At 71.0% G+C, this 13107-nt stretch carries 12 protein-coding genes; 9 read left to right on the top strand and 3 right to left on the bottom strand.

From position 1 onward, the window contains the following. Positions 1-378: 378 nt before the first annotated feature. The 6 genes from EAO73_RS02675 (at position 379) to EAO73_RS02650 (ending at position 6896) form a co-directional block, all read left to right on the top strand. Positions 379-1593 (top strand): helix-turn-helix domain-containing protein, encoded by a 1215-nt coding sequence (locus EAO73_RS02675; protein ID WP_147969824.1) that lies wholly within the window; start codon positions 379-381, stop codon positions 1591-1593. Positions 1594-1808: 215 nt separating this feature from the next. Continuing rightward, a complete protein-coding gene (locus tag EAO73_RS02670; RefSeq protein ID WP_026243061.1) occupies positions 1809-2072 on the top strand; it encodes a hypothetical protein in 264 nt (87 codons plus the stop codon). Between the two features lie 93 nt (positions 2073-2165). Next, the gene (locus EAO73_RS02665) at positions 2166-2639 is read left to right on the top strand and encodes an SCP2 sterol-binding domain-containing protein (RefSeq protein WP_147969823.1); all 474 of its coding nucleotides are present in this window, start codon (positions 2166-2168) and stop codon (positions 2637-2639) included. Between the two features lie 4 nt (positions 2640-2643). Beyond that, entirely contained in the window at positions 2644-3858 is a 1215-nt protein-coding gene (locus EAO73_RS02660; RefSeq protein ID WP_147969822.1) for an acyl-CoA dehydrogenase family protein, read from the top strand. An 82-nt stretch (positions 3859-3940) separates the two neighbouring features. Beyond that, a complete protein-coding gene (locus tag EAO73_RS02655; RefSeq protein WP_147969821.1) occupies positions 3941-4768 on the top strand; it encodes a hypothetical protein in 828 nt (275 codons plus the stop codon). Between the two features lie 55 nt (positions 4769-4823). Then, positions 4824-6896 (top strand): MDR family MFS transporter, encoded by a 2073-nt coding sequence (locus EAO73_RS02650; protein ID WP_147969820.1) that lies wholly within the window; start codon positions 4824-4826, stop codon positions 6894-6896. A gap of 21 nt (positions 6897-6917) precedes the next feature. On the opposite strand, the gene EAO73_RS02645 is transcribed toward EAO73_RS02650, so the two are convergent. Genes EAO73_RS02645 through EAO73_RS02635 form a run of 3 tightly spaced genes read right to left on the bottom strand, consistent with a single transcriptional unit; the run spans position 6918 to position 8515 of the window. Next, positions 6918-7373, bottom strand: coding sequence for a YchJ family protein (locus tag EAO73_RS02645; protein ID WP_147969819.1), 456 nt, complete (start codon positions 7371-7373; stop codon positions 6918-6920). Between the two features lie 45 nt (positions 7374-7418). Continuing rightward, entirely contained in the window at positions 7419-7655 is a 237-nt protein-coding gene (locus EAO73_RS02640; RefSeq protein ID WP_147969818.1) for a DUF397 domain-containing protein, read from the bottom strand. Beyond that, a complete protein-coding gene (locus tag EAO73_RS02635; protein ID WP_147969817.1) occupies positions 7655-8515 on the bottom strand; it encodes a helix-turn-helix domain-containing protein in 861 nt (286 codons plus the stop codon). Before EAO73_RS02635 ends, EAO73_RS02640 begins: the two co-directional genes overlap by 1 nt. A gap of 205 nt (positions 8516-8720) precedes the next feature. Here EAO73_RS02635 and EAO73_RS02630 point away from each other — a divergent pair, with 205 nt between their 5' ends. From EAO73_RS02630 to EAO73_RS02620, 3 genes are all read left to right on the top strand, one after another. After that, complete coding sequence (locus EAO73_RS02630) at positions 8721-9179, top strand: ATP-binding protein (RefSeq protein WP_147969816.1); 459 nt, start codon at positions 8721-8723, stop codon at positions 9177-9179. Beyond that, positions 9173-9613 carry a hypothetical protein gene (locus tag EAO73_RS02625; protein ID WP_147969815.1) on the top strand — a complete coding sequence of 147 codons (441 nt, stop codon included), beginning with the start codon at positions 9173-9175 and terminating at the stop codon, positions 9611-9613. Before EAO73_RS02630 ends, EAO73_RS02625 begins: the two co-directional genes overlap by 7 nt. Positions 9614-9721: 108 nt before the next feature. After that, a complete protein-coding gene (locus tag EAO73_RS02620) occupies positions 9722-13090 on the top strand; it encodes a DUF4132 domain-containing protein (RefSeq protein WP_147969814.1) in 3369 nt (1122 codons plus the stop codon). The last annotated feature ends 17 nt before the right edge of the window (positions 13091-13107 follow it).

The raw sequence follows: 13107 nt of genomic DNA, 5'->3' as shown, positions 1-13107 counted from the left end.
GCGCACCCGGCACCCCGCCGCCCCCCTCGACTTCCCCCCTTCGGGCCGGTGGAATTCAGCGCCAATAGAGCGGGCGCCATTGTCCGAGGTGGCGGGATCACGCGTCGGAGCCACCGCCGCATTACCGGAATCCACACTCCCGCACCAGCACCGCACGAGTGATCCGCGAGCCGACCCCGCAAGCGGAAGCCGATCGAAGTGGTGGCTGAAAACGACCGATGCGTGGCCTATACATTTCGTCTTGTCCTGCCTGTGTTCAGAGCCACATACGTGGACTATCTTCGGCAGCCGAAGTCGGTACGCACCTGAGAACGGCTGGGAGCGCTCTCCCGTCCGTCGCCCCCCATCGGGCGCCGAAGAGCAAGAAGGGGTCAAGGTATGCCGGGAGTTGCGCAACCCTCGGAGCTGGGAGAGCCGCTGGGACCGCTGCCGCAGGAGTTCGCCACGATCGTGCGACCCGAACTGCCCAGCCTCATCAAGGAGATCGGCCTTGAGGTCACCCGCGCCTACCCCGAGTACGCGCGCCTCCTCGACGGCCCGTACGGCCAGGGCATCCGGGTCGGCGTCGAGCAGAGCATCTCCGTGTTCGTGGACCAGGTGGCCGAGCCGGCCGCCCCCTCCGCGCTGCGCGACGAGATGTGCCGCAGATTCGGCCGGTTCGAGGCCTACGAGGGGCGCAGCCTGGACCAGTTGCAGGGGGCGTACCGGCTGGGCGCCCGCGTGGCCCTCCGCCGGGCGAAGAAGATCGGCAGGCGCTACAACCTGTCCCCCACGATGATGCTGACGTTCGCGGACGCGCTGTTCAGTTACGTGGACGAGCTGGAAGCCCTTTCGCGCGAGGGGTATCTGGAGGTGAGGTCGGCCTCCGACGACCACACGGACACCTTGCGGCGCCGGCTGCTGCACCTGATCCTCGCCGGACGGCCGGTGCCCCGCGTGGCCATCGCCGAGCTGTGCGAGCAGACCGGCTGGACGCTGCCGGACGAGGTGACGCTCGTCGCCGTGCGCCCCTCCCCCGATCTGGACCGGCTGGCGATCGACCGTGACGTACTCGTCGACTTCACCGACCCACAGCCGCACTTACTGATCCCGGGCCCCTTCGACGACATGCGAAGACGCATGCTGGAGCACGCGCTCCCGGGGGTCCGTGCCGCCATCGGCCTGACCGTCCCCGCCTCCCTGGCCTCGGACTCGATCCGCTGGGCGCGGCGGGTGCTGGAACTCGTGGACGCCGGTGTCATCGACGACGCGCCCGCCATCCTCTGCGACGACCACCTCATCACCCTGTGGCTGCTCTCCGATCCGGTCCTCCTGGACCAGCTCGCGCGCCGCGAACTCGCCCCGATGGCCAACATCAGCGTCAACCGGCGCGAACGGCTCATCGAAACGCTGCGGATCTGGCTCGACACCCGTGGCACGGCGGCCCAGATGGGCGAGCTGCTCGACGTACACCCCCAGACCGTCCGCTACCGGATGCGCAATCTGGAATCGATCTTCGGCGATCAACTGGTCGATCCGGAGGCGCGGTTCTCGACCGAGACCGTGCTCCGCGCCATGCAGCTGCGGGCACGCAGCAACGACTCACCCATCTGAACAGCGACGCGTCCTCGATCCGAACGAGCACCTCACGCGAAGTCAACCTACTTGCGGGTAAGGGGAAATAGCCGGTCATTCCCAAACGGTTGCCACACGGAGACGTACTCAACGCGAAACCCGGAACCGCGTCCCGTTATATGGAGGGGAGTCGGTCCGCCCACCCGGCGGTCCGACGCCCGACCTCCTGGCCACCATCGAGAGGGAACCACCCCATGACCGCCTCGCACCTGCTCGTCCCCGTCCCGATCCCGGACCGCATCGCCGCGCTCATCGGCGCCTGCACCCCCGCGCACATCCTCCAGGCCGAATTCGACGCCGACTGCGCCGCGCGCGAGGTCCGCAGGTTCCGCGGGCCCCGCCTCGGCATCGAGGACCAGGCCGACCGCGAGCAGGCCCTGTCGGAGCTGGCCCGCGCCAACAAGGTGCTCGCCGCCCACCACCCCCGGCTCGTGGTGCGCCCCGGTTCCGCCTGGTGACCCCCTGGAACGACACGCCTCCGCACCTTGCGAAGAGACCGCCGCGCCCTTACCTTACTCAAAAGTAAGTTTACTCCAGAGTAAGGAACTGGCGTGGCCGACAACAGCAGCGGCAATGTCACCGGCGAACTGGCCGCCCTCGACTTCGCGGCCGTCTCCCCCGAGGAGTTCGCACGGATCGTGAAGGGCCTGTCCGCCAAGCAGCTGGGCGAGGTCATGCACGGCGACCTGCGCACCCGGGTGCTCGGGGAGGTCTTCGGCCGGATGAAGCAGCAGTTCCGCCCGGAGGCGGCCGGGGCGCTCACGGCGCTGATCCGCTGGAAGATCACCGGTGACACGGAGGTGGTCTACGAGACCTCGATCGCGGACGGCACCTGCGCCGTCAGCGAGGGCCGCTCGGACGCCGAGCCGCGTACGACGCTGATCATGGCCGACTCGGAGTTCCTGAAGCTGGTCTCCGGCAACGGCAACCCCATCACCATGTTCATGATGCGCAAGCTGAAGGTTGCCGGTGACGTCGGCCTGGCCTCGGGTCTCACGCGCTACTTCGACATCCCGAAGGCGTGAGCCGATGAGCTACTTCTCCCTCGCGCTCACCGAGGAACAGCAGGACCTGCGCAACTGGGTGCACGGCTTCGCCGCCCAGGTGGTGCGCCCGGCTGCGGCCGAGTGGGACGCCCGCGAGGAGACGCCCTGGCCGGTCATCCAGGAGGCCGCGCGGATCGGTCTCTACGGGTTCGAGTCGCTGGCCGACATGTACGGCGACCCGTCGGGGCTCTCCCTCCAGATAGCCAACGAGGAGCTGTTCTGGGGTGACGCCGGCATCGGCATGGCCCTGTTCGGCACCTCGCTCGCGGTCGCCGGGATCTTCGCCTCCGGCACCCCGGACCAGCTCGCCGAGTGGGTGCCCCAGTGTTACGGCGACGAGGACGACCCGAAGGTCGCGGCGTTCTGCGTCTCCGAACCGCAGGCCGGCTCCGACGTCTCCGCGATGACGACGAAGGCCCGGTACGACGAGGCGAAGGACGAGTGGGTGATCTCCGGCCAGAAGGCATGGATCACCAACGGGGGCATCGCGGAGGTCCACGTCGTCGTCGCCTCGGTCGACCCGGCGCTCGGCGCGCGCGGGCAGGCCGCGTTCATCGTGCCGCCCGGCACGAAGGGCCTGGCCGCGAGCCGCACCATCAAGAAGCTGGGGCTCCGCGCCTCGCACACGGCGGACGTCTTCCTGGACGAGGTACGGGTGCCGGGGCACTGCCTGCTCGGCGGCAAGGAGAAGCTGGACGCCCGCCTCGCCCGCGCCCGTGAGGGCTCCACCGCCAAGGGGCAGGCCGCGATGGCCACCTTCGAGGTCAGCCGCCCCACGGTCGGCGCCCAGGCGCTGGGCATCGCGCGCGCCGCGTACGAATACGCGCTGGAGTACGCCGGGGAGCGCGAGGCGTTCGGGCGGCCGGTCATCGAGAACCAGTCGATCGCCTTCGCCCTCGCCGACATCCGTACCGAGATCGAGGCCGTACGGCTGCTGATCTGGCAGGCCGCGTGGATGGCACGCAACGACCGCACCTTCGACGCCGGACAGGGCTCCATGTCCAAGCTCCGCGCCGGCGAACTCGCGGTGGCCGCCACGGAGAAGGCCGTCCAGATCCTCGGCGGCGCCGGATACAGCCGGGAGCACCCGGTGGAGCGGATGTACCGGGACGCCAAGATCTACACGATCTTCGAGGGCACCAGCGAGATCCAGCGCCTGGTCATCGCGCGGGCGATCTCCGGCCGCCACATCCGCTGAGCGCGGGGGCGGCGGGCGGACGCGGAACCGGGCCAGCGAGGATGAGCGGGTCCGCACGCCGCCGTATCCCGGGGGAAACGCCATGCCCGCCGTCCCGCGCCCGTCCGTCCTCTTCGTCACCGACCTCGCCTACGAGGCGCGTGGCCGGCGCTACTGCGACGAGGACATCCGCCTGACGTCGCGGCTGCGCGAGGACTTCGACCTGGCGCTGTGCCACCCGCGCGACGCCGCCGCCCTGCTGGACCGCTTCGACGCCGTCGTGGTACGCAACAGCGGCCCGGTCCTGCACTACCAGGAGGCGTACGACGCCTTCCGGGCGCGGGCCCTGGAGCTGGGCACCCGCGTGTACAACCCGCTGACGGGGCGCGGGGACATGGCGGGCAAGCAGTACCTGGTCGACCTGAGCCGCGCCGGCTACCCGGTCATCCCCACCGTGGACCGGGCGGCGGATCTCGGGCTGCTTCCGGAGGCAGCGGGCTATGTGGTCAAGCCGAAGCTGGGCGCGGACTCGGTCGGGCTCAGCTTCGTGACGACGCCGGAGATCGCTCCGGGGGCCGACGGCACCCTGCTCGTCCAGCCCCGGATCGACTTCCGCTACGAGGTGTCCTTCTACTACGTCGACCAGGACTTCCAGTACGCGCTGCACGCCCCGGACCCGGAGCGGCGGTGGGTGCTGGAGCCGTACGCGGCGAGCGCGGCGGACCTGGCGTTCGCCCGGTCCTTCGTGGAGTGGAACACCCTGGACCACGGCATCCAGCGGGTGGACGCCTGCCGGACGGCGGACGGCGAGCTGCTCCTCGTAGAACTGGAGGACCTCAACCCGTATCTCTCGCTGGACCGGGTAGCCGCCCCCGTACGGGAGGCATTCGCCACCCGGATGACGGCCTCGCTGCGGGATCTGCTCGCCTGACACGTCCGGACGTGCCCCGCATGCGGGTGACACCGAGCGATGTGAGGGTGCAAAGGTGACCACTGCCAGCGAGACCGCCCCCGCCGCGCAGAGTGCCGCAGCGCCGCCCGTGCTCGACCCACGCCGCCGCAACATCGTCTTCGCCACGATCGTGCTGGGCATCCTGCTGGCCGCGCTGGACCAGACGATCGTGGGCACCGCACTGCCGACGATCGTCTCGGACCTCGGGGGCGCCGCGCACATGTCGTGGGTGGTCACCGCCTATCTGCTCGCGGAGACCGTGGCGACGGTGCTGGTCGGCAAGTTCGGCGACCTGTTCGGGCGGAAGATCGTCTTCCAGCTTGCCGCGGTCATCTTCATCACCGGCTCGTTCCTCTGCGGGCTCGCGACGAACATGACGCTGCTGATCGTGTGGCGCGGCCTCCAGGGCATCGGCGCGGGCGGTCTGATGGTCACCTCGATGGCGCTGATCGCCGACGTCATCCCGCTGCGCGACCGGGGCAAGTACCAGGGCGCGATCGGTGCCGTCTTCGGGGTGTCGACGGTGATCGGCCCCCTGCTCGGCGGGCTGTTCACCGACCATCTGACCTGGCGCTGGGCGTTCTACGTCAATGTGCCGATCGCGATCGTGGTGGTCATCGCGGCGGCCCGGACGATCCCGTCCGTCAAGGCGGCCGGACGGCCGGTCATCGACTACCTGGGCATCGCGCTGGTCACCGTCGGGGCCAGCGCCCTGATCCTGGCCACCAGCTGGGGCGGCAACGAGTACGCCTGGGGCTCCGGCGTCATCATCGGCCTGTTCGTCCTCGGTCTGGTGGCGCTCGCGCTGTTCTGCCTCGTCGAGTTCCGGGCGAAGGAACCGATGCTGCCGATGCGGCTCTTCGGCAACCCGGTCTTCACGGTCTGCTCGATCCTCAGCTTCATCGTGGGCTTCGCGATGCTCGGCGCGATGATCTTCCTGCCCACGTACCTCCAGTACGTGGACGGCGACTCGGCGACCCTGTCGGGTGTGCGGACGCTGCCGATGGTCGCCGGACTGCTCGCCGCGTCGATCTTCAGCGGCAACGTGGTCAGCAAGACCGGGCGTTACCGGATCTTCCCCATCATCGGCTCGCTGGTCATGGCGGCCGGTCTGTTCCTGCTCTCCCGGATGGGCCCGGACAGCGGGGTCTGGCTGGAGTCCCTGTACATGCTGGTGCTCGGCATCGGCATCGGGCTCTCCATGCAGGTCCTGACGATCGCCGTGCAGAACACCGTCGACTACGCGGACCTGGGCACGGCCACCTCGGGCGTCACCTTCTTCCGTACGCTCGGCAGCTCCTTCGGCACCGCCGTCTTCGGGACGATCTACGCCAACGCGCTCGGGCCGCACCTCAGGGACGGGATCACCGAGGCCGCGCGGGCCGGCGGTGATCCGGCCGTGCTGGCGAAGGCCTCCCAGAGCCCCGAAGGGCTGCACGCGCTGCCCGCCGCCCAGTCGGAACCGCTGGCCCAGGCCTACGCCGACACCCTCCACACGGTGTTCCTGTGGACGGTGCCCGTGGCGCTGCTCGGGTTCGTCGTCGCGCTGTTCCTCAAGCAGGTGCAGCTGCGGGACACGGTACGGGCGGGCTCGACGGACATGGGTGAGGGCTTCGCCTCGCCGAACACCCAGGACCCGGCCCAGCTGCTGGAGTTCTCGGTGGCCAAGGTGCTGCGGCGGGTGGACCCGGAGACGGCACGGCGGATCGTCGTCGATTCGGACACCCGGCTGGACATGGCGGGCGCCTGGGCGGTGATGCAGGTGGAGCTGTTCACACGGATGGTCGGCCACGCGGGGCTCCGGCTGATCGCCGCGCGGCACCGGATTCCACCGGAGGTTCTGGTCCCGGTCTTCGACCGCATGATCGAGGAGGGCTTCCTCACCGGGGACGGTCACCTGTTCCAGCACACCGCCGCCGGCAGCCGCGAGGCCCGGACCATCAACGACGCCTGGGCCCGCTGGCTCCACGAACAGCTGGGCGACGACGGCGAGCGCCCGGACGACGCCCGGCTGCGCGCCGCGGTCGACGTGATCGCCAAGCGGCTGCTGGCGGAGGACCTGACGCAGGAGCTGGCTCCGGTGGCCCCGGCGGGCGCGCCGGTCTGACGGCCTTCCGCGATCGGGCTGTCAGTCGGCGAAGACGGCGGTCTCGTAGACCCAGGCACCCTCGTGCCGGACGAAGCGGCTCTTCTCGTGGAGGGAGCCGGCCCGGCCGTCCGCCGTGTAGTGGGCGCGGAAGGTGACGGTGCCGGTGGTGTGGAAGGCGCTGCCCTCCGTGGTCTCCAGGACCTCCAGGCCCTGCCAGCGCTGCCCGGGGTCGAAGTCGAGCACGTCGGGGCGGTGGTCCGGGTGCCAGGTGCGCAGCAGGTACCCGGCGTCCCGGACGACGAAGGCGGCGTACCGCGCACGCATCAGCGCCTCGCAGGTCGGCGCCGGAGCCCCCGCGTGCAGCCGGCCGCAGCACTCGGCGTAGGCGGCGGGCAGCCCGCAGGGGCACGGCGAAGCCGGGGTGATTCCGGGGGCGGGGGTGGTGCGGGGGCTCGCGGCGGACGGGCGCCGGGAGCGGGAGGTGCGTCGGGACATGCGTCCATTGTGACGTGCGGGGAGATCCGCGCCCGACGGACGGGGTCAGGTCAGCAGGAAGTCGGCCTGTCCGGCCTTGGCGCCCTGGATGAACGCGGCGATCTCGCGATGGGTGTAGATCAGGGCCGGACCGTCGGGGTCCGCGGACTGGCGCATGGCGATTCTCCCGTCGGCCAGTTTCATGGCCTCGACGCAGTTGCCGCCGTTGCCACCGCTCCAGGGCTTGTACCAGCCTTCGGAGCCGAGGTCAGCGGCCGGCATGCCGTTGTATATGGGTGTCATCACAGCTCCTTGCGGAAGTCCCGGAGGAGTTCCTTCGTGCGTTGTGCAGTCGCGGCCTGGGCCGCCATGCGGTCCATGACCTCGAGGTAGGAGGCCACCTCCGGGCGCGCGTCGAAGTAGACGGCTCCGGTCAGATATTCGCTGAAGACCATGTCGGGCAGTTCGGGGACGGCGAACCGGAAGAGCACGAACGGCCCGTACGTCCCCGGGTGGTGACCGGTGGAGAACTCCGCGATCTGCAGGGTGACGTTCGGCATCGCCGTGGCTTCCAGCAGCTTGTCCACCTGGGCGCGCATGATCTCGGTGCTGCCCACCGGACGGCGCAGAACGGTTTCGTCCATCACCACCCACAGGCGTGGGGCGTCCGGCTTGGTGAGGAGGGACTGCCGTTCCATCCGCAGCGCCACATGGCGCTCGATGTCCTCCGGCCGGGTCTGGCCGACGGCCCCGGTGCGCATCACCGTCCGCGCGTAGTCCTCGGTCTGGAGCAGGCCGGGGACGAAGTGCGGTTCGTACATGCGCAGCAGGCTCGCGGCGCCCTCCAGGCTGACGTACATGCTGAACCAGTCGGGCAGCACGTCGTGGAACCGCTGCCACCAGCCCGGCCTGTTGGCCTCCTCCGCGAGGTCGACGAAGGCGTCCGCCTCCTCGTCCGAGATCCCGTAGGCCCTCAGCAGCACCTGTACATAGGGGATCTTCAGAGCGACCTCGGCGGTCTCCATCCTGCGGACGGTCGCCGGGGCGACGCGCAGCACCTTGGCGGCCTGGTCCCGGCTCATGCCGACACGCTCCCGCAGGTCCTGCAGACGCTTGCCGAGAACGACCTGGCCCACGGTCGGGGCGGACCGCGGTTCGCTCACTTCAGACCTCCCCATGCACTGTATGGGTGCAGTGTGCCATGTGCCTGCCGCCAAAGACACAGCCACTCTGGAATTTTCAGAGTGCCCCTTGCCAAGTGTTCGCGACAGAGGGAGAGTTGGAGTGCGAAATCAGTTGACCTGTCGTGCCCGCGGTCTTTTCGAAGATCGCGAAGCGTGACGCAGCCCCCACTGTGAGGATTCGGTCGTGGCACCTGGCAGTGCGCTCATCCCCCGGCTCATGGATCTCCGCCCGGGGGCCGAAGCGCTCCGGTACTGCTTCGCGCTGCCCGCGCACCCCGAATCGGTCGCCGCCGCCCGGCGTCTGACGAAGACCCGGCTCGACGAATGGCACACGGGTGACGACGCACGCGAGGCCGCGGTCCTGATCGTGTCCGAGCTGGTGACCAACGCGGTGGTGCACACCGCGAGCTCGCGGGTCCTGTGCGAACTGCGGTGCCTGGACGGCCGGCTGCGCATATCCGTGCAGGACCAGGGACACCAGCCCGGCGGACCACGCCTGGGCAGAGGCGCGGACGACGAGCACGGACGCGGCCTGCTGCTCGTCGACTCACTGGCCGGCGCCTGGGGATCGCGCGACGCCGGCGACGGCTCGGGCCGCATCGTCTGGGCAGAACTGCCGCACAGCTCGGAGCACTCATGCTGAAGAACGCCGTGAACCACTTCCTCGGACAGCGCCGCTCCCGCGAGCCGGCCGGCTCCCCGCGCCCCGGCCGGGTCCAGCTGCCGCTGCCCACGACCCTTTCGGCGAGTCTGGGCTGCGACGCGGTCGGAGTGCCCGCCCGCCACGGCTTCCGGCTGATGTCCCATCTGCCGCGCACCGGCTGCGTCTTCGCGGACGCCGAGCGCTGGTGGTGGATCGTCCCGGCCGGCTCCGACCTCGATCTGGACTGGCCCGAGCAGGTCGCCTACGCGCGCGGGACGTGTGTGCCCGCCGTACGGCCCCGGCTGATCCACCAGCCCGACAGCCGTACGCCGTACACCCCGCCGATTCCACTGTTCCTGATGGTCTGCCAGGTGACCGGCGTGACGCCGTCGTGGACCCAGGCCTACGGGCCGCGGGCCGTCTCGGCGCCCTGACCGGACCGCCCCGGTCACCCTGCGTTGTCAGTGGTCGGTTCTACCGTGGAACCACTGATCGAACGACCCGTGGCATACGGGGTCAACAGGGGTGAAGGGGGCGGGCCCATGCGTGCTGTGGAGGCTGTCGGGAACGGTGCGTCGCGGTCCGGGGGGACCACGGGCGATGACGAGGACACCTTCGTCCTGCCGGACGGCTGGCGCCGCCTGGTCCATCCCCGGCGCGGCGGCATCGCGCGGACGCCCGCCGGAGCGGACAGGAAGCTGACCGACGCGGTCGCGGAGCGGACGGCCGAGGAGCAGGCATGGATCCAGGAGTTCCTGGAGGCGCCGCGCAGTGACGCGGGCCTCGTCGCCGAGGTCCGGCGGCATCTGGACGGGGAGCCCTCGCCGGCCGGGGCGGCGGCGCTGGCACGGATCGTCGGGATGTACGCGCCACCCGGGAACGCGTGGGCGGACAGCTGGGTGCGGCTGCACGGGCTGCCGTTCGCGGCCCGCGCCGCGGTGGAGCTGTTCATGATCGAGCCGCACTGGATGCAGAGCGGGGCGCGCCGTTACGACGCGTGGCTGGAGGCACGGTCCGAGGCCCTGGAGACCCGGTCGTCCCACTACAGCCGGGTGGCCGCCGACCGGGTGCGGGCCCTGCTCGCCGCCGCGGACGACGCGACGTACCGGGCCGCCGTCGAGGCACTGTCCGCCTGCCGCACCGACGCCCCTCGACGGGTCGTCACGACGTACCTGGCGCCGAGCGAGTCCGACTGGGTCGCGGAGCTCTGCGCCGACCCGGAGACGACCGGGACGGCCGATTCCGGGCTCCTCTCCCTGATCTTCTGCTCGCTCGGTTCGCCCGAGCAGGCCGCGCGGTTCACGAACACGTCCGGTTACGACCGGAGCATGAGCGCGATCGCCACGGCCGCCGAGGGCATCGGGACGGCGATCGTCCCGATGCTCGCCACGGAGCTGGAGAAGGGGTACTTCTACGCGGACGCGAGGCGGCAGCTCGCCGACACGCTCGTCGAGTTCCCGACGGACGAGGCCTTCGGCGCCCTGCTCGCCCAGGCCGGCGACAAGCAGGTCCGCCCCGCTCTTCTGGAGGCGATGCGCCGTTACCCGGCCCGTGCGCTGCGGCTGCTCGCCGCGGACGCCCGTGACACGGCCTCGGCATCCGGACTGCTTCCCGCGCACGTCGCCACTCACCGCGCGCTCGCGGAGCGGGTGCTGCCGACGCTGGACGCCGGCCTGGCGGAGATCGTCGAACCCCTGCTGAACCGGGGCGAGCGCATCGCGGACGCCCCCGCCGACGCCCTTCCCGCCGTGCTGACGGCCCCGCCGTGGACCAGGGAGCGGACCACGACGCGGCCCGTCGTGGTCAGCGGCCTGACGGCGGACGGCGAGCCCGCCGTGGAGTGGCGGGACGGGGAGCGCGAGCAGTGGGCGGCGACCGGCAGCTGGTACACCCGGCGGGAGGCGGTGGACGACTGGGAACAGACCCTCGACTCGCTGCGCTACGGGCTCGACGCGTCGGACCTGCGGCCGGCCTGGATCTACGTCCACGGGCCCGAGGAGCGGGTCGCGCCCCTGCTCGACACCTGGGACCCGACCGATGTGTGGGACGGCGCGGACACACTGAAGCCGGTGGCGGCCCGCTTCGGTCTCGCCGCCCTGCCCCTGCTGCTGCGCGTGGTGCCGCGCCGGCCCAGCGAACTCGCCCCGCTGCTGCTGCCGTTCGTCGACGTCCGGGTCGCGCGCCACATGGCCGACTGGGCGGTACGGCTCAAGTCCACGGCCTCGGTGGCCCGCTCCTGGTTCGAGCGGCACGGTGTGCGGGCCGCGCCGCTGCTCGTGCCGGGCGCCGTCGGCAAGGCCGGTAACGCACGGCGGGCCGCCGAGCAGGCGTTGCTCCTGATCGCCGCGCTGCACGGCGACGCGGCGGTGCGCGAGGCCGCCGAGGGGTACGGAAGGAAAGCGGTGGAGGCGGTGGCCGGGCTGCTGGCCGCCGATCCGCTGGAGCGGGCGCTGCCCGCCGCCATGCCCGAGTTGCCGGCCTGGGCGGACCCGGCGCTGCTGCCACAGATCCGGGTCGCCTCGGGCGGGGCACTGCCCGAGGAGTCGGTCCGCCATCTCGTGACCATGCTGGCCCTGTCCAAGCCGGGCGAGCCGTATCCGGGTCTCGCCGACGCGGTGCGCATCGTGGACCCGGCTTCGGCAGCCGAGTTCGGCTGGGCGCTCTTCGAGCAGTGGCGCCTCGCCCTCCTGCCCGCCAAGGAGGCGTGGGCACTCCACGCCCTGGGTGTGCTGGGCGACGACGGGACGGTGCTCGGGCTGACGCCGGTCATCCGGGCCTGGCCCGGTGAGAACGCCCATCACCGGGCGGTGGAGGGGCTGGACGTCCTGGCGGCGATCGGCACCGACGCGGCGCTCCTTCACCTGCACTCGATCGCCCAGCGGGTGAAGTTCAAGGCCCTGAAGGTGCGAGCCGCGGAGAAGATCGCCGAAGTGGCGGCGAGCCTCGGGCTGACAGGCGAACAGCTCTCGGACCGGCTGGTGCCCGACCTGGGTCTGGACGCGGACGGTTCCACGGTCGTCGACTACGGCAGCCGGACGTTCACGGTGGGCTTCGACGAGCAGTTGCGCCCCTACGTCCGGGACGGCGACGGCAAACGCCTCAAGGACCTGCCGAAGCCCGGGGCGAAAGACGACGCGGAGCTGGCGCCGACCGAGCGCAAGCGGTTCGTGGCCCTGAAGAAGGAGGTCCGGTCGATCGCCTCCGACCAGGTGCGCCGGCTGGAGGCCGCCATGGTGGCAAACCGCTCCTGGACGGCGCAGGAGTTCACCGAGCTGTTCGTCGCCCATCCGCTGACCGGGCACCTGGTGCGCCGGCTGGTGTGGCTGAGCGAGACGGACGGGGCGGCCACGGCGTTCCGTGTGGCGGAGGACCGGACGTTCACCGACGTCGGGGACGGCCCGTTCGGCCTGCCCGGCGGGGCGACCGTGCGGCTCCCCCACCCGCTGCACCTGGGCGAGGCGGTGACCGCCTGGTCGGAGGTGTTCGCGGACCATGCGATCACTCAGCCGTTCCCACAGCTCGGACGTCCGGTGTTCGCGCTGACCGAGGAGGAGTCCGCCGGCCACCGGCTGAGCCGCTTCGAGGGGATCAAGGTGCCCACGGGCAAGGTCCTCGGCCTGGAGCGGTACGGCTGGCAGCGCGGGAACCCGGAGGACAACGGCGTGGAGCGCTGGATCTCCAAGCGCCTCGGAGACAGCTGCCACCTGGTGATCGCCCTCGACGGGGGCATCGCGGTCGGTGCGGTCGACGTGTACCCCGAGCAGACCCTGGAGACCGTCTGGCTCGACGCCGAGCCGTCCGACTACTGGCACCACCGGCCCCACGACCTGCGGCTCGCCGGGCTGGACACGGTGACCGCGTCCGAACTGCTCGCCGACCTGACAGCGCTCACCGAGGGCGCCGTGTCATGACCGTACGGAAGGAGTGG

This window comes from Streptomyces sp. col6 (genome assembly GCF_008042035.1).
GTDB lineage: Bacteria > Actinomycetota > Actinomycetes > Streptomycetales > Streptomycetaceae > Streptomyces.
This window is presented reverse-complemented; position numbering and strand designations above follow the sequence as displayed.

Excerpts from the sequence above, each read along its gene's own strand:
- EAO73_RS02640 (WP_147969818.1), bottom strand. The coding sequence starts at position 7,655 with ATGACACCCATATACAACGGCATGCCGGCCGCTGACCTCGGCTCCGAA.
- EAO73_RS02675 (WP_147969824.1), top strand. The coding sequence starts at position 379 with ATGCCGGGAGTTGCGCAACCCTCGGAGCTGGGAGAGCCGCTGGGACCG.
- EAO73_RS02645 (WP_147969819.1), bottom strand. The coding sequence starts at position 7,373 with ATGTCCCGACGCACCTCCCGCTCCCGGCGCCCGTCCGCCGCGAGCCCC.
- EAO73_RS02625 (WP_147969815.1), top strand. The coding sequence starts at position 9,173 with ATGCTGAAGAACGCCGTGAACCACTTCCTCGGACAGCGCCGCTCCCGC.
- EAO73_RS02670 (WP_026243061.1), top strand. The coding sequence starts at position 1,809 with ATGACCGCCTCGCACCTGCTCGTCCCCGTCCCGATCCCGGACCGCATC.
- EAO73_RS02620 (WP_147969814.1), top strand. The coding sequence starts at position 9,722 with ATGCGTGCTGTGGAGGCTGTCGGGAACGGTGCGTCGCGGTCCGGGGGG.
- EAO73_RS02660 (WP_147969822.1), top strand. The coding sequence starts at position 2,644 with ATGAGCTACTTCTCCCTCGCGCTCACCGAGGAACAGCAGGACCTGCGC.
- EAO73_RS02655 (WP_147969821.1), top strand. The coding sequence starts at position 3,941 with ATGCCCGCCGTCCCGCGCCCGTCCGTCCTCTTCGTCACCGACCTCGCC.